The 23085-nt window shown below is 66.7% G+C and carries 21 protein-coding genes; 10 read left to right on the top strand and 11 right to left on the bottom strand.

Annotation, left to right across the window (positions count from 1 at the left end; all coding sequences use genetic code 11):
• Nucleotide 1 precedes the first annotated feature (1 nt).
• From dxr to lpxB, 8 genes are all read left to right on the top strand, one after another.
• Nucleotides 2–1195, top strand: a complete 1194-nt coding sequence (gene dxr / locus ACW9UR_RS13165; RefSeq protein WP_458917450.1) for a 1-deoxy-D-xylulose-5-phosphate reductoisomerase — start codon at nt 2–4, stop codon at nt 1193–1195.
• 14 nt (nt 1196–1209) lie between these two features.
• Entirely contained in the window at nt 1210–2559 is a 1350-nt protein-coding gene (gene rseP, locus ACW9UR_RS13160) for an RIP metalloprotease RseP (protein ID WP_458917449.1), read from the top strand.
• Nucleotides 2560–2643: 84 nt separating this feature from the next.
• On the top strand, nt 2644–4929 hold the full coding sequence (gene bamA / locus ACW9UR_RS13155) for an outer membrane protein assembly factor BamA (protein WP_458917448.1): 2286 nt from the start codon (nt 2644–2646) through the stop codon (nt 4927–4929).
• Entirely contained in the window at nt 4929–5546 is a 618-nt protein-coding gene (locus tag ACW9UR_RS13150; RefSeq protein WP_458917447.1) for an OmpH/Skp family outer membrane protein, read from the top strand. The genes bamA and ACW9UR_RS13150 overlap by 1 nt, the downstream gene beginning before the upstream one ends.
• 8 nt (nt 5547–5554) lie before the next feature.
• The gene (gene fabZ / locus ACW9UR_RS13145; RefSeq protein WP_458917446.1) at nt 5555–6040 is read left to right on the top strand and encodes a 3-hydroxyacyl-ACP dehydratase FabZ; all 486 of its coding nucleotides are present in this window, start codon (nt 5555–5557) and stop codon (nt 6038–6040) included.
• 4 nt (nt 6041–6044) lie between these two features.
• Entirely contained in the window at nt 6045–6845 is an 801-nt protein-coding gene (gene lpxA, locus ACW9UR_RS13140; protein ID WP_458917445.1) for an acyl-ACP--UDP-N-acetylglucosamine O-acyltransferase, read from the top strand.
• Entirely contained in the window at nt 6845–7708 is an 864-nt protein-coding gene (locus ACW9UR_RS13135) for an LpxI family protein (RefSeq protein WP_458917444.1), read from the top strand. Before lpxA ends, ACW9UR_RS13135 begins: the two co-directional genes overlap by 1 nt.
• Nucleotides 7705–8886, top strand: a complete 1182-nt coding sequence (gene lpxB / locus ACW9UR_RS13130) for a lipid-A-disaccharide synthase (RefSeq protein WP_458917443.1) — start codon at nt 7705–7707, stop codon at nt 8884–8886. The genes ACW9UR_RS13135 and lpxB overlap by 4 nt, the downstream gene beginning before the upstream one ends.
• On the opposite strand, the gene ACW9UR_RS13125 is transcribed toward lpxB, so the two are convergent.
• From ACW9UR_RS13125 to gltX, 3 genes are all read right to left on the bottom strand, one after another.
• Nucleotides 8876–9346: a YbaK/EbsC family protein gene (locus ACW9UR_RS13125; RefSeq protein WP_458917442.1), complete on the bottom strand. Its 471-nt coding sequence runs from the start codon at nt 9344–9346 to the stop codon at nt 8876–8878. The two genes, lpxB and ACW9UR_RS13125, sit on opposite strands and share 11 nt — an antisense overlap.
• Nucleotides 9347–9386: 40 nt before the next feature.
• Nucleotides 9387–10685 carry a citrate synthase gene (gene gltA, locus ACW9UR_RS13120; RefSeq protein ID WP_458917441.1) on the bottom strand — a complete coding sequence of 433 codons (1299 nt, stop codon included), beginning with the start codon at nt 10683–10685 and terminating at the stop codon, nt 9387–9389.
• Between the two features lie 71 nt (nt 10686–10756).
• Nucleotides 10757–12157: a glutamate--tRNA ligase gene (gene gltX, locus ACW9UR_RS13115; RefSeq protein WP_458917440.1), complete on the bottom strand. Its 1401-nt coding sequence runs from the start codon at nt 12155–12157 to the stop codon at nt 10757–10759.
• A gap of 69 nt (nt 12158–12226) precedes the next feature.
• Here gltX and ACW9UR_RS13110 point away from each other — a divergent pair, with 69 nt between their 5' ends.
• Complete coding sequence (locus ACW9UR_RS13110) at nt 12227–14269, top strand: ComEC/Rec2 family competence protein (protein WP_458917439.1); 2043 nt, start codon at nt 12227–12229, stop codon at nt 14267–14269.
• On the opposite strand, the gene lexA is transcribed toward ACW9UR_RS13110, so the two are convergent.
• The 7 genes from lexA to ACW9UR_RS13075 all read right to left on the bottom strand — a co-directional run bounded on the left by lexA (nt 14263) and on the right by ACW9UR_RS13075 (nt 19792).
• Nucleotides 14263–14946 carry a transcriptional repressor LexA gene (gene lexA / locus ACW9UR_RS13105; protein WP_458917438.1) on the bottom strand — a complete coding sequence of 228 codons (684 nt, stop codon included), beginning with the start codon at nt 14944–14946 and terminating at the stop codon, nt 14263–14265. The genes ACW9UR_RS13110 and lexA overlap by 7 nt on opposite strands.
• 129 nt (nt 14947–15075) lie before the next feature.
• Complete coding sequence (locus ACW9UR_RS13100; RefSeq protein ID WP_458917437.1) at nt 15076–16260, bottom strand: molybdopterin molybdotransferase MoeA; 1185 nt, start codon at nt 16258–16260, stop codon at nt 15076–15078.
• On the bottom strand, nt 16257–16742 hold the full coding sequence (gene moaC, locus ACW9UR_RS13095; RefSeq protein ID WP_458917436.1) for a cyclic pyranopterin monophosphate synthase MoaC: 486 nt from the start codon (nt 16740–16742) through the stop codon (nt 16257–16259). Before moaC ends, ACW9UR_RS13100 begins: the two co-directional genes overlap by 4 nt.
• Nucleotides 16739–17548, bottom strand: coding sequence for an indole-3-glycerol phosphate synthase TrpC (gene trpC / locus ACW9UR_RS13090; protein ID WP_458917435.1), 810 nt, complete (start codon nt 17546–17548; stop codon nt 16739–16741). The genes moaC and trpC overlap by 4 nt, the downstream gene beginning before the upstream one ends.
• Nucleotides 17545–18201, bottom strand: a complete 657-nt coding sequence (locus ACW9UR_RS13085; protein ID WP_458917434.1) for a uracil-DNA glycosylase — start codon at nt 18199–18201, stop codon at nt 17545–17547. The genes trpC and ACW9UR_RS13085 overlap by 4 nt, the downstream gene beginning before the upstream one ends.
• Nucleotides 18198–19214, bottom strand: coding sequence for an anthranilate phosphoribosyltransferase (gene trpD / locus ACW9UR_RS13080; protein ID WP_458917433.1), 1017 nt, complete (start codon nt 19212–19214; stop codon nt 18198–18200). Before trpD ends, ACW9UR_RS13085 begins: the two co-directional genes overlap by 4 nt.
• Nucleotides 19211–19792, bottom strand: coding sequence for an anthranilate synthase component II (locus ACW9UR_RS13075; protein WP_458917432.1), 582 nt, complete (start codon nt 19790–19792; stop codon nt 19211–19213). Before ACW9UR_RS13075 ends, trpD begins: the two co-directional genes overlap by 4 nt.
• Before the next feature lie 264 nt (nt 19793–20056).
• Here ACW9UR_RS13075 and ACW9UR_RS13070 point away from each other — a divergent pair, with 264 nt between their 5' ends.
• The gene (locus tag ACW9UR_RS13070; RefSeq protein WP_458917431.1) at nt 20057–21349 is read left to right on the top strand and encodes a divergent polysaccharide deacetylase family protein; all 1293 of its coding nucleotides are present in this window, start codon (nt 20057–20059) and stop codon (nt 21347–21349) included.
• A 214-nt stretch (nt 21350–21563) separates the two neighbouring features.
• Here ACW9UR_RS13070 and trpE read toward each other — a convergent pair whose 3' ends face one another.
• Nucleotides 21564–23078, bottom strand: a complete 1515-nt coding sequence (trpE, locus tag ACW9UR_RS13065) for an anthranilate synthase component I (RefSeq protein WP_458917430.1) — start codon at nt 23076–23078, stop codon at nt 21564–21566.
• Nucleotides 23079–23085 lie beyond the last annotated feature (7 nt).

Here is a 23085-nt window from a genome sequence, read left to right as displayed (position 1 = left end):
CATGCGGCGCCGCGTCTCGATCTTCGGGAGCACCGGCTCCATCGGCCAGAACACGGTCGATCTGCTGCTGCGGCAGGGCGGGTCCGAGGCCTATGACGTCGTCGCGCTGACGGGTTCGAGCAACATCGCGCTGCTGGCCGAGCAGGCGAAGACGTTAAGGGCGCAGATCGCCGTGACCGCCGATGCCGAGCGGGGCGCGGATCTGGCCGCAGCGCTCGCCGGAACCGGGATCGAGACCGCAGCCGGGCCGGAGGCGCTGCTGGAGGCTGCGCGGCGGCCCGCCGATTGGGTGATGTCCGCCATCGTTGGTGCGGCGGGCCTCGCGCCTGGACTCGAAGCCGCGCGGCATTGCCAGACGCTGGCGCTTGCGAATAAAGAGAGCCTGGTTTGCGCCGGGCGGCTGCTGTTGGATGCCTGCGCCGAGCACGGCACCCGCCTGTTGCCGGTGGACAGCGAACACAGCGCGATCTTCCAGGCCGTGCAGGGCGAGGATCCCGACCGGATCGAGCGGCTGCTGCTCACCGCCTCAGGTGGTCCTTTCCGGAACCGCAGCCTTACCGAGATGGAGCATGTGACCCCCGAGGAAGCCTGTGCACACCCGACCTGGGACATGGGGCTGCGGATCTCGATCGACAGTGCGACCATGTTCAACAAGGCGCTGGAAATGATTGAGGCCCAAGTGCTTTTCGGCATCGACCCGGACAAGATCGAGGTCGTCGTGCACCCGCAGTCGATCATTCATTCGATGGTCGGCTACACCGACGGGTCGATCATGGCGCAGCTTGGCCCCTCGGACATGCGGGGCGCGATCGGCTACGCGCTGAACTTCCCGGCGCGCAGCCACCTGCCAGTGGAACGACTGGACTTCGCCCGCCTGTCGCGTCTCGATTTCGAGCCCGAAGACCCCGAACGGTTTCCCGCGCTGAGCCTTGCGCGGCAGGTCATGGCAGCGGGCGGCCTGACGGGTGCGGTGTTCAACGCCGCCAAGGAAGCCTCGCTCGACGCGTTCCTCGCGCGGCAGATCGGGTTTCTCGACATGAGCCGGTTGGTCGCTGCGGCGCTCGACACGCTCGGGCCGGATGCGGCGGAAGAAACCGAAAACATTTCATTAATCGACGTCATGCGCTATGACCGGAACACGCGGGAATTCGGCCGCAGTTGGGTCGAGGGCCATGCCCGCAAGCCGGCGTCGTAGGTACAGGGCAGTTCATGGAATTCATATCGGATCTTCCGGTCGTCGGCGGCTTTCTCTCGGCAGCGATCAGTTTCATCGTCGTGCTGGGGGTCGTCGTCTTCGTCCATGAATATGGACACTACATCGTCGGCCGCTGGTGCGGCATCAAGGCGGACGTGTTCTCGATGGGCTTCGGGCCGAGGCTTGGCAGCTGGGTCGACAAGCGCGGCACGCGCTGGCAGATCTCGGCGCTGCCGCTGGGCGGTTTCGTGCGCTTCGTGGGCGACGCGGACGGCTCCTCCCGTGCGGATCCCGACCGTATCGCCGCGCTGAGCGACGAGGAACGCGCGCACAGTTTCCACGGCGCCGCGCTCTGGAAACGCGCGGCGACCGTCGCCGCCGGGCCGGTCGCCAATTTCATCTTGTCGATCGTGGTCTTCGCCGGCATCGCCATGTGGGTCGGCACCGCCACCGAAACGCCCCGCGTGGGCGAGGTCACGACGCTGCCGGGGCAGGCGGCGCCGGATCTTCAGAAGGGCGACGTGATCCTTGCCGTCAACGGTGAGGAAATCGCCAGCTTCGCGGACATCTACGCCGTCGCCAACGAGATGGAGAACGCCGCCCCGGTGGTCGTGACCGTCGACCGCGAGGGTCAAACCCTCGACGTGACGATCCCGTTCCCGCTTCCGCCGCTGGTGCAGGGCGTCGAGCCGCTGTCCGCCGCCGCGAACGCCGGTCTGAAACCGGGCGATTTCATCCGTGCGGTCAATGGGACCGAGCTGCACTCCTTCGGCGACCTGCGCGATGCGGTGATGGGCTCCGACGGGGCGGAGCTGGAGCTTGAAGTGGTGCGCGGCGACACGCTGCTGACCATGCCGATCCGCCCGCGCGAGGTCGAGCGGGTGAATCCGGATGGCACTGTCGAGACACGGGTGATGATCGGTGTTGGCGGCGACGTGCTGCTCTACCCGCTCACCGAAACCCCGGCGCCGTGGACAGCGCTGGCGATCGGCGCCGAGCGGGTCTGGGAAGTGATCACCATGTCGCTGACCGGCATCGGCCACATCATCGCAGGCAATCTCGGGGCCGATAACCTTCAGGGGCCCTTGGGGATCGCGCAGATCTCGGGTGCGAGCGCGGCTCAGGGCGCGTCTAACCTAATCACGCTGATCGCGGTGATTTCGACCGCCGTGGGGATGCTGAACCTGTTTCCGATCCCGGTTCTCGACGGCGGGCACCTTCTGATGTTCGGATACGAGGCCGTTGCGGGCCGTCCTCCGGCGGAATCGGTTCTTCGTGTCGCGATGTCGCTGGGACTAGCTATGGTGCTATTGCTCATGGCGTTCGCAACATATAACGATCTCCTGAGACTGGTAACGAGCTGAACCGGTACTGAGGCAAGACGGCAGGGGCACAAAATGATCGGGCGGGCACTCCGGAACAAACCGTTTGCGCGGATCGCGATACTGGTGGCAGGTGCAATGCTGCTGCTGGGCGTGGTCGCACAGCAGGCCACGGCGCAGGTCACCGTGAACAGTATCCAGGTCGAGGGAAACCGGCGCGTCGCGACGGAGACCATCCAGGTCTTTTCGGGGCTCCAGCGGGGGCAGGTGGCCGATACCGGGGATCTGAACACCGCATTCCAGCGCCTGTTCGACACTGGCCTCTTCGAGGAAGTCTCGGTCACCCCGGCCAGCGGCGGCGTGCTGATCCGCGTGGTCGAGAACCCGACGATCAACTTCATCAACATCGAGGGCAACCAGCGTCTCGACGACGAAGTCATTCAGGAAGTTATCGAACTGCGGCAGCGGCAGCCGTTCTCGCGCGCCGCCGCCGAGGCCGACGCACAGCGGATTCAGGAGCTCTATGCCGCATCGGGCCGGATCAACGCCACCGTCCAGCCGCAGATCATCCGCCTCGAAGACAACCGCGTGAACCTCGTCTATCAGATCAGCGAGGCGCCGGTGACCGAGGTGCAGCGCATCAGCTTTACCGGAAACCGCGTCTATTCCGACCGCCGGCTGCGCCGCGTTATCGAGACCGGGCAGGCGGGTCTGTTCAGCTTCTTCTTCCGCAACGACACCTATAACCAGGACCGCCTGGAGCTTGATAAGCAGCAGCTGCGCGAGTTCTACCTGAACCGCGGTTACATCGACTTTGACATCCAGGCCGCGTCGGCCGAGTTCGCCCGTGAGCGCAACGCCTTCTTCCTGAACTTCCGCGTGTTCGAGGGCGAGCAGTGGTCCTATGGGAACATGTCGGTGACGACATTTGCACGCGGCCTGCCTGCGGCGGACTTCGAGGCGCTGATCGACGTGAGACCGGGGCAGGTCTACTCGGCCAAGCGGATCGACCGGATCATCGAGCGGATGAATTTCCAGGCTGGCCAGCAGGGCTTCGCCTTCGTTGAGATCGTCCCGCAAGTCACCCGCGACGTCGCCAACCGCCGCGTGAACATCAACTTCGAACTGATCGAGGGGCCCCGCGTCTTCATCGAGCGCATCGACATCCGCGGCAACGTCGAGACTGTTGATAGGGTGATCCGCCGCGAGTTCCGCGTGGTCGAGGGCGACGCGTTCAACTCCCGCGAACTGCAGGATGCCGAGAACCGGCTACTGGCGCTCGGTTTCTTCGAGTCCGTCGATGTCCGCGTGCGCGAGGGCTCGTCTCCGGGCCGCGCGATCATCACCGTCGACGTGGTCGAACAGCCCACGGGCTCGCTGACCTTCGGTGCCGCCTACGGCTCGTCCGAGGGTCTGACCGGCACGATCTCGCTGACCGAGCGGAACTTCCTCGGCCGCGGCCAGACTGTCGCGATCGACCTTGCCGGGGGCTCCGAGACTTCGGTGCTGTCGTTCAGTTTCACCGAACCCCGGATCTTCGATCAGGATCTGTCGGGCGGGTTCTCGATCTACTGGCGCGAGTTCGATTACGACGAATCGTCGGTCAACACCCGCCGGGCCGCGTTCCAGCCCTTCCTCGGCTTCCCGCTGACCGACGACTCGCGTCTGCGCCTGCGTGCCCGCATCGGTCAGGACGAGATCGAGATTCAGGACAGCAACATCTCGCCGATCCTCGAGCGCGAGGCAGGAGACGAGTTCTCGACCGCTATCGGCGCGACCTACACGCTGGACAAGCGGAACTCGCCGGTCGACCCGACCGCCGGTTTCATCTTCACGCTCGATCAGGAATTCTCGCTGATCGGCAGCGGCTCGCGCTACTCCAAGACCGTGGCAACGGCCCGTACATACACCAGCCTCTTCGACGAGGAAGTGATCCTCAGTGCGGAAGTCGAGGGTGGTGCGCTGATCGCTTTCAACGACGAGACCCGCTTCATCAACCGCTTCAATCTTGGCGGCGACAGCTTCCGCGGCTTCGAGCGGGGCGGTATCGGCCCTCGCGACATCTGCGACAACTGCGGCGGTCCGGACGGTGACGAGGATGTCGACGACGCGCTCGGCGGCAACATGTTCGGCGTTGCGCGGCTCGAGGCGACGTTCCCGTTGGGTCTGCCGTCAGACTACGGGATTTACGGCGGTGTCTTCACCGACGTCGGTTCGGTCTGGTCGCTCTACGACACCGACGGCGCCATGGGTGAAGTGGACGACGGCTTCAAGCTGCGTGCCTCGGCAGGTGTGTCGCTGTTCTGGCGGACCGCGATCGGCCCGCTGCGGTTCAACTTCGCGACGCCCTACGTCAAGGAAGAGTTCGACGAGCCGGAGTACTTCCGCATCACCATCGACACCCGGTTCTGATGCTCCGGCGGCGGCTCGTTTCGCTGGCCCTCGCGCTGCTGCTCCCGCTCGGGCCGGTTGCAGCGCAAACCCCGGGCAGCCTCTTGCCCGCACAAGCCTCGCCGCCGCCGTTTCTGATTCTAGATCAGGACCGTCTCTTCGCGAACTCGGCCCTCGGGAAGGCGGTGATCGCCACCAACGAGGAAGAAACCGATGCCCTGCGCCGCGAGGGCGAAGCGCTGGACCTGCAGTTCGAGGCGGAAGAACGCGAGTTGACCGAGCGGCGCAAGGAACTGGAACCGGTCGAGTTCCGCCGCCTCGCTGACGCATTCGACGAAAAGGTGGTCGCCACCCGTCGTGAGCAGGAGGAGAAGGCCGCGCAGCTTCAGCAGCGCATCGACCGCCGTCGCCGCGATTTCTTTCGCGAGGCCGGGCCGGTGCTGCTGGGCATCCTGGAAGAGACGGGCGCGGTGGCAATCGTCGAGCAGCGCTCCATCCTGATCGGAAAACAGGATTTGAACATCACCGAAGAGGCGATTAAACGCTTGGACGCAGCCTTCGCGGCCCAACAGCAGCAAGACCTGGACGGAACGGCCCCGGACGATACGGGCAACGCGCCGCCGGGCGACGAGGAGTAGGGAAGAACATGGGCTTCACCGCAGTTGACCCGGAACTTGGCCAGGCCGACATTCACCAGATCAAGCGCTTGATCCCGCATCGCTACCCGTTCCTCTACATCGACCGGGTGATCAACATGGTGAACTCGGAAAGCGCCGTGGGGATCAAGAACGTCACGGCGAACGAGCCGTTCTTTCCAGGCCACTTCCCCTCGAAGCCGGTTCTGCCGGGTGTCATCATCATCGAGGCGATGGCCCAGTCGGCGACGGCGCTTGTGTCCTGGTCGACGGATCTCGATGACAGCGGCGCGCTGGTCTACTTCATGGGCATCGACAAGGCGCGCTTCCGCCGCATCGTCGAGCCGGGAGACCAGCTGGAACTACATGTGCAGGTGATCCGCAAGGGTGCCAAGGTCTGGAAATTCGGCGGGGTCGCCCGCGTGGGCGAGGAAGTCGCTGCCGAGGCGGAATTCATGGCGATGATCCAGAAACCCGAAACCCCGGCGGAGAGTTGAGGCCATGCCCATCGATCCCAGCGCGCAGGTACATGCCACGGCCGTCGTCGACGACCGCGCCGAGATCGGCGCGAATGTCGTCATCGGCCCGTTCTGTGTGATCGGCCACGATGTAACCATCGGTGAAGGGACCGAACTCAAGGCCCATGTCGTCGTCGACGGACACACGGTGATCGGCAAGCGCAACCGGATCTTCCCGTTCGCATCGCTGGGGCAGGAACCTCAGGACCTGAAGTACAAGGGCGAGCGCACGCTGCTCGAGGTCGGTGACGAGAACACGATCCGCGAATACGTCACCATGAACACCGGGACCGTAGGCGGCGGCGGCGTGACCCGCGTCGGCTCGGGCAACCTGTTCATGAACTATGTCCACATCGGCCATGACTGCATCGTGGGCGACGGCGCGATCTTCGCGAACTGTGCCACGTTGGGCGGCCACGTGACCGTCGGCGACCGCGCGGTGATCGGTGGTCTGGCCGCCGTCCACCAACACTGCCGTATCGGGGCGGGCGCGATGATCGGCGGCCTCGCCGGTATCGCCGCCGACGTGATCCCCTATGGTACGGCACTTGGTGAGCGGGCCCATCTTTCGGGGTTGAACCTGGTCGGGCTCAAGCGGCGCGGTGCTGGAAAGTCCGATATCAACGGCCTGCGCGCCGCCTACGGTCTGCTGTTCGATGGTGAGGGCACGCTCACCGAACGCGCCGAGCGTGTCGCTGCCAGCCATGGCGACAACCCGCTCGTTGCCGAGGTTCTGGCCTTCATCACCGAGGGCTCCTCGCGCCACCTGACGACACCGTCCTGATGCCTGCCGGAATGCAGGCTCAGCCCGGCTCTGCCGGCGCGCTGGCCATTGTCGCCGGCACTGGTGCCTTGCCGAAGATGCTGGCCGAAGAGTGTCAGCGCCGGAAGCGCCCCTATCAGGTGATCGTCTACGAAGGCATCCGTCTTGACTGGACCGAGAACCATCCGGTGATCCCGGCGGTCTTCGAGAAACCGGGCAAGCTGTTCTCGGCGCTGCGCCGCGCGGGCTGCACGCAGGTCACCTTCGCGGGCGGCGTGCGGCGGCCCAAGCTCAGCCCGATGCGTTTCGATCTCAAGGCGATCCGATTGGCGCCGATGCTGTTCCGGGCGCTGCGCTCTGGCGACGATGCGGCTTTGCGTATCGTGACCGAGATCTTCGAGGACGAGGGGCTGACCATCGTCGGCGCGCACAAGCTGCTTTCGCACCTGATTGCGCGCCCCGGCGTGAGAACCGCGGTGCAGCCCTCCGAGGCCGACCGGCAGGATGCGGCCCGCGCCGCGGTGATCGTTGAGGCACTTGGCCAGGTCGACGTGGGGCAGGGCGCCGTGGTCGCGCAGGGCATATGCCTTGCGACCGAGAGCATCCAGGGCACCGACGCGATGCTGGAGTTCGTCGCCCGCACCGGCGCCCCGTTCCGGCCGGACCCTGAAGGCGCGAGGGGCGTGCTGCTGAAAGCGCCGAAACCCGGCCAGGACTGGCGCACGGATCTGCCCGCGATCGGCCCGCAAACCGTCGAGAAAGCGCACGAAGCGGGTCTTGCCGGTGTCGTCGTCCAGGCCGGCGGCGTGCTGATCCTCGGCGAGGCCGAGACCATTGCCCGTGCCGATCAGTTGGGTCTGTTCCTCTGGGCACGCGAGCCGTGAGCGCCCCGCACCTGTTTATCATCGCGGGCGAGCCCTCCGGCGACCGGCTGGGCGCCGCGCTGATGGCGGGGCTGAAGGCCGAGACCGATGGGCAGGTGCGTTTTTCGGGAATCGGTGGCCCGCTGATGGAGGGCGAGGGGCTGCAAAGCCTGTTCCCGATGGACCGCCTGTCCGTCATGGGGCTGACCGAGGTGCTTCCGCGCCTGCCGGAACTGCTGAGGCTGATCCGCCAGACCGGCGATGCGGTTGGGCAGGCGTCACCGGATGCGCTTATCACCATCGACAGCCCGGATTTCTGCCTTCGCGTGGCGAAACGCGCCCGCGCGGCGCGGCCGGACCTGCGGACGATCCACTATGTGGCGCCCTCGGTCTGGGCCTGGCGGCCCGGGCGCGCGGATAAGATGGCCAAGGTCATCGACCACGTGCTGGCCCTGCTGCCGTTCGAGCCGCCCTACATGACCGCCGCCGGGATGAGCTGCGACTTCGTCGGTCATCCGGTGATCGAGACCCCTCCGGTCACGGATGCCGAGGCCGCCGCTTTCCGTGATGCTCACGGGATCGCCGGGGATGCGCCGCTGCTTTGCGTGTTGCCCGGCTCCCGCGCGGGTGAGGTCTCGCGGCACGGGGCGCTGTTCCGCGAAGTGCTCGATCGGCTGTCCGCTGCGCGTCCCGGCCTGCGGGCGGTCATCCCAACGGTTTCGACCCGCGCAGAGGCGGTGCGAGAGCTGTTCGCCGGCGCACCCTCCGATCCGGTGATCCTCGATCCTTCGCGCCTGCCGGGGGCCGAGGCCGAGACCCGCAAGCGATACGCCTTCGCCGCCTCGACCGCCGCACTGGCGGTGTCGGGGACGATCTCACTGGAACTGGCCTTCGCACGCACACCGATGATCGTGGCCTATCGCGCCAGTCCAATCAGCGCCTATCTTGCGAAGCGACTGGTGAAGGTGCGCTATGCCTCGCTGGTCAACATCCTCGAGGATCGGGCGATTATTCCGGAATACCTGTTCGAGCAGGCCACGGCGGGGGCGCTGACCGAAGCCACGGGCGCGCTGCTGGACGATCATGAAGCGCGCGCCACACAGGTCGCGGGCTTTGGCGACGCCATGCACGCGCTGGGGCAGGGCGGCGATCCGCCGGGCCTGAGGGCGGCCCGGTCGGTGCTTTCTGTCATTCGGTGAAGTCGGCCTCGACCGCACCGGTTGCGCCCTTCAGAACCTGCGGTTCGATCTCGAACACATGGTGCGGCGTGCCTGCGGCGGCCCAGACGGCCGCGTAGGTCAGCACCTTCGGATCCAACCAGGTCCGCAGCACAGTCTTATGGCCGAAGGGCGAGACGCCGCCGATCGCGAAACCTGTCACCATGCGGATACTGGCCGCGTCGGCCTTTTCCAGCGCCATGTCAGCCACTTGCGCGGCCTTCTCCATGCTGACGCGGTTGCCGCCGGCGGTCAGGAACAGCACATGCTCGCCACTTTCCGGGTTCCGCAGCACGATGGATTTCACGATCTGATCGGGCGTGGTGCCGACGGCATCGGCGGCGGCCTGCGCTGTCAGCGTGCCCTCGTCCAGCCGCACGGCTTCAATGCTCAGGCCGCGCGCCTCGGCATCGGCCAGCACGCGTTTCAATGACTTGCTCATGATGAAAAAAGGGGCCGGCGCTAGGGCCGGCCCACCTGTCTCAGCGGTTCTTCACGTCCACGTAGTCACGCTGCGGCGCGCCCGTGTAAAGCTGGCGCGGACGGCCGATCTTCTGGCTGGGATCGGCAATCATCTCTTTCCACTGCGAGATCCAGCCGGCGGTGCGGGCCAGCGCGAAGATCGGCGTGAACATCGAGGTCGGGAAGCCCATCGCGTCGAGGATGATGCCCGAGTAGAAGTCCACGTTCGGGTAGAGCTTCTTCTCGACGAAGTACTCGTCGGTCAGCGCGATGCGCTCCAGCTCCTGCGCGACCTGCAAGGTCGGGTTGTTCTCGACGCCCAGAAGTTCCAACACTTCCTTGGCGCTTTCCTGCATGACCTTCGCACGCGGATCGTAGTTCTTGTAGACCCGGTGGCCGAAGCCCATCAGGCGGAACGGATCGTTCTTGTCTTTCGCGCGCTCGATATACTCAGGGATGCGATCAACGCTGCCGATCTCGCGCAGCATTTCGAGGCAGGCCTGGTTGGCGCCGCCGTGTGCCGGGCCCCAGAGACAGGCGACACCGGCCGCGATGCAGGCGAACGGGTTGGCCTGCGACGAGCCGGCCAGACGTACGGTCGAGGTCGAGGCGTTCTGCTCGTGATCGGCGTGCAGGGTGAAGATCCGGTCCATGGCCTTCGCCAGCGCCGGCTCGACCTTGTACTCCTCGCACGGGACCGAGAAGCACATGTGCAGGAAGTTCTCGGCGTAGCTTAGGTCGTTGCGCGGGTACACGAACGGCTGGCCGACGTGGTACTTGTAGGCCCAAGCGCAGATCGTCGGTATTTTCGCGATCAGGCGGATCGTGGCGACCTCGCGCTGCCAGTCGTCGAAAATGTCGGTCGAGTCGTGGTAGAAGGCCGACATCGCACCGACCACGCCGCAGACGATCGCCATCGGGTGTGCGTCACGGCGGAACCCACGGAAGAAATTGGTCATCTGCTCGTGCAGCATGGTGTGCCGGGTGACGCGACCCTCGAAGTCCTCCATCTGCGCGGCGGTCGGCAGCTCGCCGTAGATCAGCAGGTAGCAGACTTCCAGGAAATGCGATTGCTCGGCCAGTTGGTCGATCGGGTAACCCCGATACAGCAGTTCGCCCTTGTCGCCGTCGATATAGGTGATCGCGCTTTCGCAGGACGCCGTCGAGGTGAAGCCCGGGTCATAGGTGAACACGTCGCCCTGAGCATAGAGCTTGCGGATGTCGATCACGTCCGGCCCCAGGGTGGGGCTGGCCATCGGCAACTCGAGGGTCTTGTCACCGAAACTGAGGGTCGCCGTAGCGCCGATATCCTTGGCCATGATGAAGTCCTTGTTGCTGCGGGCGCCATGCCCGGACGGGCGGCGCGAAAATCCCGGTTGTTTCCGGCCCTTCAGCCGGTCGCATCCGCCAGGCGTGCCAGCGTCTCGTCCTTGCCGATCACCCCCATGACATCGAAGACCGAGGGAGACACGGTGCGGCCCGTCAGTGCGGCCCGCAAAGGTTGCGCGACTTTGCCAAGCTTCAGCCCTTCCTGTTCGGAGAAATCGCGGATTTCCTCCTCCAGAATGTGCTGCTCCCAGCTAGCATTTTGCAGGCGCTCAGTCAATCTATTCAGCATACCACGGGATACAGTGTCGAGCTGCTTGGCCGCTTTCTCGTCCGGCTCGAAGGGGCGGGATCCCAGGATGAAATGAGCCATTTCAAGAAGTTCCGGCATGGTCTTGGCGCGATCACGCAGGCCTGCTCCGGTGGCGCGCAACTGCGCTTCCTGCGCTTCCGTCGGGGCAGCGAGTTTTTGCGATGCACAAAAATCCTTGATCTCCTGCACCATCTCGTCGTCGCTCATCGCGCGGATGTGTTGGCCGGAGAGATTTTCAAGTTTCTTGAAGTCGAATCGAGCCGGGGACTTGCCGATCCCGTCCACGCCGAACCAGGCGATGGCCTGCTCGTCGGTGAAGAATTCGTCGTCGCCATGTGCCCAGCCCAGCCGCGCCAGGTAGTTCCGCATCGCACGGGCCGGGTAGCCCATGTCGCGATAGGCCTCGACCCCCAGCGCGCCGTGGCGCTTGGACAGTTTCGCGCCGTCCGGGCCGTGGATCAGCGGGATGTGAGCAAAGATCGGCGGCTCCCAGCCAGCGGCCTGGTAGATCAGCGTCTGCCGGGCCGAGTTCGTCAGGTGGTCGTCGCCGCGGATCACGTGGGTCACGCCCATGTCGTGATCGTCCACGACCACAGCCAGCATGTAGGTCGGGGTCAGGTCCGAGCGCAGCAGGATCAGATCATCCAGCGTCTCGTTCTTCCAGGTGACAGTGCCCTGGACCTGATCATTGACCACGGTCTCACCCTCGCGCGGGGCCTTCAGGCGCACGACATATGGCGTGCCCTCGGGGGCCTCGCCACCGTCGCGCCAGGGCGAGCGGAACAGGGGCGGGCGGCCAGCGGCCTTCTCGGCCTCGCGGAAGGCGTCGATCTCTTCCTTGGTCGAATAGCAGCGGTAGGCGGTGCCGTCGGCGACCATCTTCTGTGCCACCTCGACGTGCCTGTCGGCGCGCGACGCCTGGCTGATCGGCTCGCCATCCCAATCAAGACCCAGCCAGGCCAGCCCGTCGAGAATGGCCTGCGTGGCCTCGGGGGTCGAGCGGGCGCGGTCGGTGTCTTCGATGCGCAGAAGGAAGGTGCCGCCGTGGTGGCGCGCGAAAAGCCAGTTGAACAGTGCGGTGCGTGCGCCGCCGATGTGCAGGAAGCCCGTCGGGGACGGCGCGAACCGTGTGACTACCGCGTCAGAACCCATGTGCTTAACCTCTTGGAAACCATGTCGGGGGAAGTGTGCTTGCGCACTGTCTAGGTCGTGGAGCACATGGTGACAAGAGCAGCGCTTGCGGCGTGGATCGTCGAACAGGCCGAGGCGCAGCGCCACACGGGCCTGCTCTGGGCGCCGGTGACGCTGGGCGCGGGAATAGCGGCCTATTTCGCGATGCCGGTGGAGCCGTCTGCCGCCCTGGCCTGGTCGCTGCTGGCGGGTGCGTTGATCCTGATGGCACTGCTCGCGCGCTTTAGGCGCGGGGGGCTTGTGCTTCTGCTGGCACTGGCCTTTCTGGGCTTCGCGATATCGAAACTGCATACCGACAGGCTGGCGGCGCCTGTGCTGACGCAGGAATATTTTGGCCCGGTGGTCGGGCGGATCGTCGGCTTCGACCGGTCCGAAAGCAATAAGCTGCGGCTGCTACTGGATCAGGTGTATCTGCCGGGGATCGAGGCTCCGCATACGCCTGCACGGGTCCGGGTCGTACTGGGGCGGACACCCGACCCGGCGGTCGCGCGCCCCGGTGCGCGGGTGATGATGCGCGGGCGCCTGACGGCACCGCCCGAACCGGTGGAGCCGGACGGTTTCGATTTCCGCCGCTGGGCCTGGTTCCTGAAGATGGGCGCGATCGGCTATTCCAGCGAACCGGTGGTCCTGGCCGAGCCGCACCCCGAAGGACTTGCCGGAGTGCCACTGCTTACCGTGCGGATGTGGCTCTCCGAAGCCATCCGCTCGCAGATGCCCGAGCGCAGCGGCGGTTTCGCTGCCGCGATCCTGACCGGAGACCGTTCTGCTGTCGATCCGCAGGATCTGGTCGGGCTGCGGGCCTCCAATCTTGCGCATCTGCTGGCGATTTCGGGCCTGCATATGGGATTGCTGACAGGCGTGGTCTTCGCCAGCCTGCGTTTCGGCCTGGTGCTCTTGCCCGGACTGACCTTGCGGGTTCCAGTGAAGAAGATCGCCGCCGTCGCCGCGCTGCTGACAGGGGCCGGATACCTGGCGCTGTCAGGGGCGAGTATCGCGACGCAGCGCGCCTTCATCATGGCCGCAGCGATCTTCGGCGCGGTGCTGGTCGACCGCCCCGCGCTGACGCTGCGCAGTGTGGCGTTGGCGGCCTTGATCGTGCTGCTCTGGCGTCCGGTCAGCCTGATGGGCCCCGGCTTTCAGATGTCCTTCGCCGCGACGACGGCGCTGATCGCGGTCTACGGTGCGCTCAAGCGGCATGGCTGGTGGCAGGCGCTGGGGCAGGGCAACCTGCGGTGGGGCAAGGGCGTGGTGGCGCTGGTGCTGACCTCGTCTGTGGCCGGGTTCGCGACCGCCCCCTATTCCGCGTTCCATTTCAACCAGATGGCGCAATACGGGCTGGTAGCGAACGTGCTCGCCGTGCCCGCGATGGGGCTGATGGTGATGCCGGCGGCGCTCGCGGCGCTACTGCTCTGGCCGCTGGGGCTTCAAGGGATCGGTTTTGGGCTGATGGAAATCGGCATTGATCACATCCTGAACGTTGCCGGCTGGGTTGCGCGGCGAGATGCGCCGACGACCCCGGTGCCGACCGGCCCGGCGTGGGTGCTGGGCCTGTTCACGCTGGGTGCGATGGTTGTCATCGCCCTGCGCGGCCCGCTGCGCGCCTCAGGCGTGGCTGTCGCCTGTTTCGCGCTGGCGGGCTGGGCGCTGTCCGAACGTCCCCAGGTCCTGCTCGACCCAGAGGGCAAGATCGTCGGGGTGGCGACGGCTGAGGGCAGGGCGCTGTCCCGGCCACGCGGAGCCGGGTTCGCTGCCAAGGTCTGGCTGGAAAACGACGGAGATCCGGCGGACCAGAAATCTGCCGCCGCCCGTGCGCCTGAGGGTCAGCCCTGGCGCATGCCGTTCAGCGGTGGCGAGGTTGTCTTCGTTACTGAGGCCGAGGTTGCACCCGACCTCTGCGGCAAGGTGATCCTGATCGCGCCCAAAGCGTCCTCGGACGTCACCTGCGCCCGGATCACTGCCGCCGAGATACGCCGTTACGGCGCGCACGCTTGGTACGCCGGCAATCCCCGCCCAGTGACAACGCGCGACCGCGAAGGCGTGCGCCCGTGGACCTTTCGTCCTGGGAATCAGTAGCTTCGGATCAGCCCGACCAGCTTGCCCTGAACCTGCACCTGCTCGGCCCCGTAAAGCCGGGTCTCGTAGGCCGGGTTGGCCGCCTCGAGCGCAATGGCCGAGCCCTTGCGCCGGAACCGCTTCAACGTCGCTTCCTGGCCCTCGACCAGCGCGACGACGATGTCACCGTTCTGCGCCGTATCCTGTTCTCGGATCACGACGATATCGCCGTTGTTGATCCCCGCCTCGATCATCGAGTCGCCCCGGACCTCGAGCGCGAAATGCCGTGAGGCGCCACGGACCATGCTGCCGGGCACGGCCGTACGGTGTGACACCTGCTCGATCGCCGCAATCGGCGTACCGGCGGCGATCCGGCCCATGACCGGCAGTTCGGCGACATCAAGGGTGCGTTCCGGCATCGGATCCGGCTCCGCTGCCGGGCGGGCAGCCCGCAGAGAGGTGACGTTGCTGTCGCCGCCCATGCCATCGGGCAGTTTCACGATCTCGATCGCGCGGGCCCGATGCGCCAGTCGCCGCACGAAGCCGCGTTCCTCGAGTGCGGTGATAAGCCGGTGGATGCCCGACTTGGAGCGCAGATCCAGCGCCTCTTTCATTTCGTCGAACGAAGGCGGCACGCCGTCCTTCTGAATCCGCTTGTGGATGAAGGTCAGTAGATCGAGCTGTTTTCGCGTCAGCATTGCCCAATACCTCAGAACTGCGACCGGAACATTTTGCGCCGGTTAGTGCTTCGTTCCCTGAGGTTCTACATGTGTTCCCGTTTTGTGTCAATTCCCGGCAAGAATACGAATAAGTGCCATGCGACTGTTCTAGGGAAGCGGAACAACCGTGACGGGATCACCGGCCTCCGCCGCCTCGGCGCGGATCGGGCGGATCGCAAGGCAGTTCGCGGCCTGCAGAACATGCAGCAGGGCGCTGTCCTGCCGCTCGAACACGGTGACCCGGGGGCCGTCGACGGTTTCTTCCAGTCGCGCGCGCATGTAGTGCTCGCGAGGTCCGTTGGCACCGACCGGCGCAGCAAGGCGCGCCGCGCGCGTGGTCGGGTCCGGGTCTAACCCCAGCAGCGCCCTGATTGCGGGCAGAACGAATATCACACCGCAAACCATTGCCGAAACGGGATTTCCCGGCAGGCCGATCATCGGAGTGCCATTCAACGATCCCGCCATCAGTGGCTTTCCGGGCCGCATCGCGACCTTATAAAAATTCAGCGTCAGTCCTTTCGAGACCGCGGTATCCTGCACCAGGTCATGATCCCCGACCGAGGCCCCGCCCAGCGTTACGATCAGGTCCGCGCCCGAGGCCAGGTCGAACAGCGTCGCCAGGCTCTCGGGCCGGTCTGCGGCGATCGGCAGGATACGAGGCAGCGCGCCTGCGCGCTCCAGCAGCGCGGCAAGGCCGAAATTGTTGGAACTGACGATCTGGTCCAGCCCCGGCTCGTTCCCCGGCATCACCAACTCGTCTCCGGTCGCGATCAACGCGACAACGGGGCGTCGGCGCACGGACAGCTCCGCATGGTTCATCGCGGCTAGCAGGGCGATATCGGTCGGACCCAGCGGGCCGAGGCCGGGGAAGGCGTCTCCGGCTGCGAAATCGTCGCCCGCCGGGCGGATGTGGCGCTTCTGGTCACGGCCCTCGCGCACGGTTATGCGGTCGCCGTCTCGGTCCGCATCCTCCTGGATCAGCACGTCATCCGCGCCCTCGGGCACCGGCGCGCCGGTAAAGATCCGCACCGCCTGGCCGGGACCTACCGTCCCGTCGAAGCGCGACCCGGCGGCGCTTTCGCCGATCACCCGCAGCACCGCCCCCGGCACCGCCTCGTCCCGGCGCACGGCATAGCCGTCCATGGCAGAGGCATCGAAGGGTGGCTGCGTCCGTCGTGAGACCACAGGTTCGGCCAACACCCGCCCATTGGCCTGCGCCAGCGAGATGGTTTCGGCAGGCAGCGGCGAGAGGGGCGCGAGGATCCGCGCCCGCGCCTCTTCGACCGAGATCATGGCGCCTCGAACCGGCCCGACGCGCCGCCGTCCTTGAAGGTCAGCCGTGCGCCGGTGATCTCCATCCCCCGGTCCACGGCCTTGACCATGTCATAGACGGTCAGCGCGGCGACGGTGGCGGCGGTCAGCGCCTCCATCTCGACGCCGGTCTGGCCCGAGGTCTTGACCGTGGCCGAGATCTCCACGCGGGGCGGGGCCTCGGCCGGGGTCAGCTCCAGCGTGACCTTCGACAGGGCTAGCGGATGGCACAGCGGGATCAGATCATGCGTCTTCTTTGCGGCCATGATGCCGGCCAGCCGCGCCACGGCCAGAACGTCGCCCTTCTTCGCGCGTCCCTCGCGGATCAGCGCCAGCGTCTCGGGCTGCATGTGGATCTGCGCGATCGCGGTCGCGGTACGCGAGGTGACGGGCTTTTCCGACACGTCGACCATCTGCGCCGCGCCAGCCTCGTCGAAATGGGTGAGCTTGCCCGGCTCTTTCATTTCACGGCCTCCGGAGCACCGGTCAGCAGGGCGCGGGTCGCGGCGGCGACGTCGTCCTGGCGCATCAGGCTTTCGCCGATCAGGAAGCTGCGGACGTTCGCCTCGGCCATCTGCGCGAGGTCGGCGGGGGTGAAAAGCCCGCTCTCCGAGATCACCAGCCGGTCCTCGGGTACCCGCGGCGCAAGGTCGAGCGTCGTCTGCAAAGACGTCTCGAAGGTCTTGAGATTGCGGTTGTTTATTCCCATCAGCGGGGATTTCAGCTTGAGCGCCCGGTCCAGCTCCTCGCCGTCGTGAACTTCCAGCAGCGCTGCCATGCCCCAGCCATGTGCGGTGTCTTCCAGCTCCGCGGCCTGCGCGTCCGAGACCGAGGCCAGGATGATCAGGATGCAGTCCGCGCCCCAGGCTCGCGCCTCGGCGACCTGGTAGGGGTCGTACATGAAATCCTTGCGCAGGATCGGCAGATCGACCGCCGCGCGGGCTGCGCGCAGGTAGTCCGGGCTGCCCTGGAACGAGGGCGTGTCGGTCAGCACTGAAAGGCAGGACGCGCCGCCCGCCTGATAGGCTTGCGCCAGCGCAGGCGGGTCGAAATCGGGCCGGATCAACCCCTTGGAGGGCGAGGCTTTCTTGACTTCCGCAATCAGCCCGTAGCCCTCGGCCTGCGCGTTGCGCAGCGCGGCGGTGAAATCTCGAGGCGCGGGCGCGGCCTTGGCCTCGGCCTCGACACCCGCGATCGGGCGCGCGGCCTTGGCGGCGGCGATCTCGTCCAGCTTGTAGGCCTTGATGCGGTCCAGCATGGTCTGCGTCATGTGTCCTCCGTTCCCGCCCAGCTTATGGCGGGTTCGCCCTGGCTTTCCAACCATGTATTCACGCGGCTGAACGGCTTCGAGCCGAAGAACCCGCGCCGCGCCGACAGGGGCGAGGGATGTGCGGTCTCGATCTTCAGATGCCGGTCGGGATCGACCCTCGCCGCCAGTTTCTGCGCCGGTCGCCCCCAAAGCAGGAACGCCCGTGGCCGGTCGTCCAGCGCCGCCAGCACCTGCAGCGCAAGTTGATCCCAGCCCAGCTTCATGTGGCCGCCCGCCGATCCCGGCGGTACCGTCAGCGCGGTGTTCAGCAGCAGCACGCCCTGTCGGGCCCACGGCCGCAGGTCGCCGTCCTGAGGGCATGCCCCCAGATCGTCCTGCATCTCTTTGTAAATGTTGTTCAAAGACCGGGGCAGGGGCCGCACATCCGGCTCGACTGAGAATGCCAGCCCATGTGCATGCCCCGGCGTCGGGTATGGGTCCTGGCCCAGGATCACCACGCGTACGTCCTCCGGCTGGGTCAACTCCAGTGCGGCGAAGACCTGTGGCGCGGGCGGCAGGCTCTCGCCCTCCAGCCGCGTGGCAATCCCCGGCAGCGTGTCGCGAAAGAACGGCAGCCCGGCCCAGCCGCCGAGGCGCGAGGTATCGAGGCTCATGCGCCCTTCGACGCCCGCGCCAGCCCCTCGACCTTGGCCTTGGCGGCCCCGCTGTCGATGCTCTCGGCCGCCTTCGCCGCGCCTTCGCGCAGGTCCGAGGCTACGCCCGCAATCACCAGCGCCGCCGCAGAGTTCAGCAGCACCGCGTCGCGATAGGCCGAGTGCTGCCCGCCCAGTAGCGCCTTCAGTGCGGCGGCGTTCGCGGCAGGCGTGCCGCCCATGATATCCTCGAACGGGTGCACCGGCAGGCCGGCATCCTCGGGGTGAACCTCGGTCATCGTGACCGTGCCATCCTCCAGCGCGGCGACGGCGGTCGTCCCGCAGATGGTGATCTCGTCGGTGCCGTCCGAGCCGTGCACCAGCCAGGCGCGCTCGGTCCCGAGCGCGCCCAGAGTCTCGGCCATCGGTCGGATGACTTCGGCGCTATAGGCCCCGGTCAGCTGACGTTTCACACCAGCCGGATTGGTCAAGGGCCCGAGAATGTTGAATATTGTCCGCGTGCCCAGCTCCTGCCGCGAGGGCATCACATGGCGCACGGCCGGGTGGTGCATCGGCGCCATCATGAAGGCGATGCCGACCTCGGCCAGTTCCTTCTCGACCACTTCGGGGCCGACCATGACGTCGATCCCCAGTTCGGTCAGCGCGTCGGCGGCGCCGGACTTGGAACTCAGGTTCCGGTTCCCGTGCTTGGCGACGACGACGCCGGCACCGGCTACGACGAAGGCCGTCGCGGTCGAAATGTTCAGCGTCCCCTTGCCGTCACCCCCGGTGCCGACGATGTCCATCGCGCCCTCGGGCGCCTTCACCGGCAGGCATTTGCGCCGCATCACGGCGGCGGCGGCGGCGTATTCGTCCACGGTCTCGCCCCGCACGCGCAAGGCCATCAACAAACCGCCGATCTGGCTGGGGGTCGCATTGCCCTCCATCAGGATATCGAAGGCGGTTTCGGCCTCGGCGCGGGTCAGGGGGCCGTCGGCGGCGCGGCCAATCAGCGGCTTCAGGGGATCGCTCATGCGGGTTCGGGCACCTGTTCGAGGAAGTTGCGCAGCAGGGCGTGGCCATGCTCCGAGGCGATGGACTCGGGGTGGAACTGCACCCCATGCAGCGGCAGTTCGCGATGGCTGAGGCCCATGATCGTGCCATCCTCCAGCGCGGCGGTCACTTCCAGCACGTTCGGCAGGCCGTCACGCTCGACCACCAGCGAATGGTAGCGCGTTGCTTTAAGCGGCGAGGGCAGGCCCTTGAAGACGCCGCCGCCCTGGTGATGCATCAGCCCGGTCTTGCCGTGCACGATCTCGGAATGGCGCGAGACCTTGCCACCGAAAGCCTGGCCCAGGGTCTGATGCCCAAGGCAGACGCCAAGCAGCGGCGTGCCGGTCTCGGCGGCGGCCTGCGTCAGCGCGAGGCAGATCCCGGCCTGGTCCGGCGTCGCGGGTCCGGGCGACAGCACGATCCCCGAGGGACGCAGCGCCATCGCCTCCTGCACGTTCAGCGCATCGTTGCGATGCACCGCCACCTCTGCGCCCAGGTCACCGAAATAGTGCACCAGGTTGTAGGTGAAGCTGTCGTAGTTATCGATCAGTAGCAGCATATGCGCCTCGAGCTATGCCGGTCGGCCCGAGGCCTCCGGTCGTCGCCGGTATACATGCGCGCCCGAAGGCGGCATGGTCAAGGGGCGCGCCCGGCGCGCGGCGCGGGATTTCGGCCTTCGCGCCGCAAGCCGATTGCCGCAGGCGTGCGGGCAAGTTATTGCGGTAGACAAAGAAGATTGCCATCACAGGGCCACAACTGGGGGCATCATGCCCCGACGGAGCAGGCAGGGCCGGAAATCGACCGGCGGGAAGGGGACACGAGAATGATGAGGTTCTTGTTCGGTGCAATTCTGGGCTTCATCGTCGCGGGGCTTGGCCTGTCGACGGTCGCGGTGTTGAACCCGAAGCCCGATGGCCCGATCGCCAATGGCGACCTGGTGCGCGAGCCCGAGGTTGCGCCGCAAGCCGCAGCCGAACCCGAGGCGGCGCCGGAACCGGAAGCCGCGCCCGAAACGGCGCCCGAGCCCCAGCCAGAGCCTGAACCTGAGCCTGAACCCGAAACTCCGGTAGCGCCCACCCCCGAGGCCGCGCCAGAAACGGCCCCTGCGCCCGAGCAACAGAGCGGCGCCGCGCCGGAAGCCCCGGCTGCGCCTCAGCCCGCGCTGCTCCCGACGCTGACGGCTCCCACGCCTGGTGCGGAAGGGGCTCCCGAGGCGGGCGACACCGCGACGCTCGGTGCCCCTACGGTCGAAACCGGGTCCAACGCCGGGATCGGCGGCGGCAGCGACGCCGCGCCCGCGCGGACCACGGTCGCCCCGACACAGATCGCCTCGGCCACGCCGGGCACCGACAGCGGCCCCTCGGTGAACACCGAAAGCGCCGCCGTGCCCGAGATCTCGAGCAATGCCGCCGCTTCCGCCCTGATCGAAGGCGAGGCGCTTCAGGAATTCGCCGCTCCCTTTGCGGGCGACGAGGGCAAGCCGTTGATGGCCATCGTGCTCATCGACGAAGGCGAGGCCCCCGTGCTGCGTCCCGGCATGGCCGCCCTGAACGAGCCAGTCACCTTCGGTGTCAGCGCCGATCTGCCGGATGCCGCCCAGGTTGCCGGACGCTATCGCGAGTCCGGGTTCGAGGTCGCAGCCGTCGCGCCGACCGAGGGCGCGCTCAGCCTCGGCACCGCCACGGGGCCCGAAGCGGTGAACCAGACACTGGCCTCGATCTTCCAGAAGGTGCCGGGCGCGGCGAGCTTCATGGACGGCATCGACGGCCCGCTGCCCTCGAACACGCGCCTCGCCGAGAACGTGATCCAGGCGCTCGCCGTCACCGGTCACGGACTGATCAGCCATCGCGGCACTGGGCTCAGCGCCGTGCCGCCGGTGGCCGAGGGAGCGGGCGTCCCTGCCGAGGTGGTGTTCCGCGTGATAGACACCGACGCCGGCGGCGCCGCGATCACCCAAGCGCTGGAGCGCGCCGTCGAGGATGCCGAGCGCACCGGCAAGGTGATCGTCGTCGGCCATGTCCGCCAGGAAACCATCGCGACGCTCTCGCAGTGGATGTTCGGCACCAGCCCCAGCACCGTCAGCATTGCGCCCGCGTCCGCCGTGCTCACCCGCTGAGGCGCGTCCAGCCCCGCTTTCTCTATCCCAGAAATACTACCGCCGGAGGCCCCCGCCTGCCTCCGGCGCAATGCTGGAAGCTTCGGAAACACCGGCATCCAAAGCGCGTTAACACTCTGTCAGGATTTTGTTTCCATTACAGAACAAAGGCTTAAGGGGGTTTTCACGATGAAATCCCCGCTTTTCACGATGAAATCGACGCCCGCGGGGCGGATCAGTTCCCGCCGCGCCGTTCCACGAACAGCTGCGCATCCGCTGCCGCCGCACGCAGCGCCTTGGACTTGTTCACGGTTTCCTCGAACTCGGCCTCGGGCTTGCTATCGAACACAACGCCGCCGCCCGCCTGTATGTAAAGGGTCTCGTCCTTGATGACCCCGGTGCGCAGCGCGATGCAGATGTCCATGTCGCCGTTCGCCGAGAAATAGCCCACGCCGCCGCCGTAGACACCGCGCTTGTGAACCTCGAGTTCGTCGATGATCTCCATCGCCCGGATCTTGGGTGCGCCGCTCACGGTGCCTGCGGGCAGGCCCGCCAGCAGCGCGGACAGAGCGTCGTGATCCTCGCGCAGTTTGCCGTCCACGTTCGAGACGATGTGCATCACGTGGCTATAGTGTTCGATGATGAACTGCTCGTTCGGATCGACCGAGCCGACTTTCGCCACCCGGCCGACGTCGTTGCGGCCCAGGTCCAGCAGCATCAGGTGCTCGGCCATTTCCTTCGGGTCGCCCAGCAGGTCCGCTTCGTGGGCGCGATCCTCCTCGGGGGTCGCGCCGCGCGGGCGGGTGCCGGCGATCGGGCGGATCGTGACCGTGTCGCCCTTGACCCGCACCAGGATCTCGGGGCTCGCGCCGACGACCTGAAAAGCGCCATGGTTGAAGAAGAACATGTAGGGCGAGGGGTTCGTCCGCCGCAGCGCGCGGTAAAGCGAGAACGGCGGCAGATCGAAGGGCTGCGCCCAGCGCTGCGAGGGCACGACCTGGAAGATATCCCCGGCGCGGATGTACTCCTTCGCCTTCTCGACCATCGAGAGATAGGCGTCGTGCGGCGTGTTCGACACTGGCTCGGGCAGGGGCCCGTCGTCCACCGGATCAAGGCTTTGCGCCGCCGCCGGACGGTCCAGATCACGCACCGCGTCCATAACGCGCTCGGCCGCCTGGGCATAGGCCGCGCGGGCCGATTGACCGTCGGCGGCCCACGCCGGGCTAACCACCGTCACCTCGCCCTTCACGCCGTCGACGACCGCGACCACCGTGGGGCGCAGCATCAGCGCGTCGGGCAGGCCCAGAGGGTCCGGGTTCGGCTCGGGCAGGCGTTCGACCAGCCGGATCATGTCATAGCCCAGATAGCCGTAGAGCCCGGCCGCGATCGGCGGAATGCCCTCAGGCAGCTGGATCCGGCTTTCCGCGATCAGCTTGCGAAGCGAGGTCAGCGGCTCGTCCGCTTCGGGCACGAACCCGTCCGGGTCGTACCGCGCCGAGCGGTTGATCGAGGCCTTGTCGCCGTCGCAGCGCCATATCAGGTCCGGCCGCATGCCGATCACCGAGTACCTTCCGCGCACCTCGCCGCCGGTCACGGATTCCAGCATGAAACTGTCCGGCCGCGCCTGGGCCAGCTTCAGCATCAACGAGACCGGTGTCTCCAGGTCGGCGACCAGCCGGGTCCAGACCAGCTGGTTGCGGCCTTCGGAGTGAGCCTTCTCGAAGGTCTCGAAATCGGGGTGCAACTGCATCGGCGCG

It is taken from the genome of Halovulum sp. GXIMD14794 (assembly GCF_054457455.1).
The sequence above is the reverse complement of the archived record's forward strand: the minus strand, read 5'-3'. Positions and strand labels throughout refer to the sequence as shown.

Coding starts and splice junctions, on each gene's coding strand:
- ACW9UR_RS13085 (WP_458917434.1), bottom strand. CDS start 18,201: ATGAGCCTCGATACCTCGCGCCTCGGCGGCTGGGCCGGGCTGCCGTTC.
- trpC (WP_458917435.1), bottom strand. CDS start 17,548: ATGACGCAGACCATGCTGGACCGCATCAAGGCCTACAAGCTGGACGAG.
- ACW9UR_RS13100 (WP_458917437.1), bottom strand. CDS start 16,260: ATGATCTCGGTCGAAGAGGCGCGGGCGCGGATCCTCGCGCCCCTCTCG.
- ACW9UR_RS13125 (WP_458917442.1), bottom strand. CDS start 9,346: ATGAGCAAGTCATTGAAACGCGTGCTGGCCGATGCCGAGGCGCGCGGC.
- ACW9UR_RS13135 (WP_458917444.1), top strand. CDS start 6,845: ATGCCTGCCGGAATGCAGGCTCAGCCCGGCTCTGCCGGCGCGCTGGCC.
- trpE (WP_458917430.1), bottom strand. CDS start 23,078: ATGCAGTTGCACCCCGATTTCGAGACCTTCGAGAAGGCTCACTCCGAA.
- rseP (WP_458917449.1), top strand. CDS start 1,210: ATGGAATTCATATCGGATCTTCCGGTCGTCGGCGGCTTTCTCTCGGCA.
- moaC (WP_458917436.1), bottom strand. CDS start 16,742: ATGAAAGAGCCGGGCAAGCTCACCCATTTCGACGAGGCTGGCGCGGCG.
- lexA (WP_458917438.1), bottom strand. CDS start 14,946: ATGCTGACGCGAAAACAGCTCGATCTACTGACCTTCATCCACAAGCGG.
- fabZ (WP_458917446.1), top strand. CDS start 5,555: ATGGGCTTCACCGCAGTTGACCCGGAACTTGGCCAGGCCGACATTCAC.
- dxr (WP_458917450.1), top strand. CDS start 2: ATGCGGCGCCGCGTCTCGATCTTCGGGAGCACCGGCTCCATCGGCCAG.
- lpxA (WP_458917445.1), top strand. CDS start 6,045: ATGCCCATCGATCCCAGCGCGCAGGTACATGCCACGGCCGTCGTCGAC.
- ACW9UR_RS13150 (WP_458917447.1), top strand. CDS start 4,929: ATGCTCCGGCGGCGGCTCGTTTCGCTGGCCCTCGCGCTGCTGCTCCCG.
- ACW9UR_RS13070 (WP_458917431.1), top strand. CDS start 20,057: ATGATGAGGTTCTTGTTCGGTGCAATTCTGGGCTTCATCGTCGCGGGG.
- trpD (WP_458917433.1), bottom strand. CDS start 19,214: ATGAGCGATCCCCTGAAGCCGCTGATTGGCCGCGCCGCCGACGGCCCC.
- gltX (WP_458917440.1), bottom strand. CDS start 12,157: ATGGGTTCTGACGCGGTAGTCACACGGTTCGCGCCGTCCCCGACGGGC.
- gltA (WP_458917441.1), bottom strand. CDS start 10,685: ATGGCCAAGGATATCGGCGCTACGGCGACCCTCAGTTTCGGTGACAAG.
- ACW9UR_RS13075 (WP_458917432.1), bottom strand. CDS start 19,792: ATGCTGCTACTGATCGATAACTACGACAGCTTCACCTACAACCTGGTG.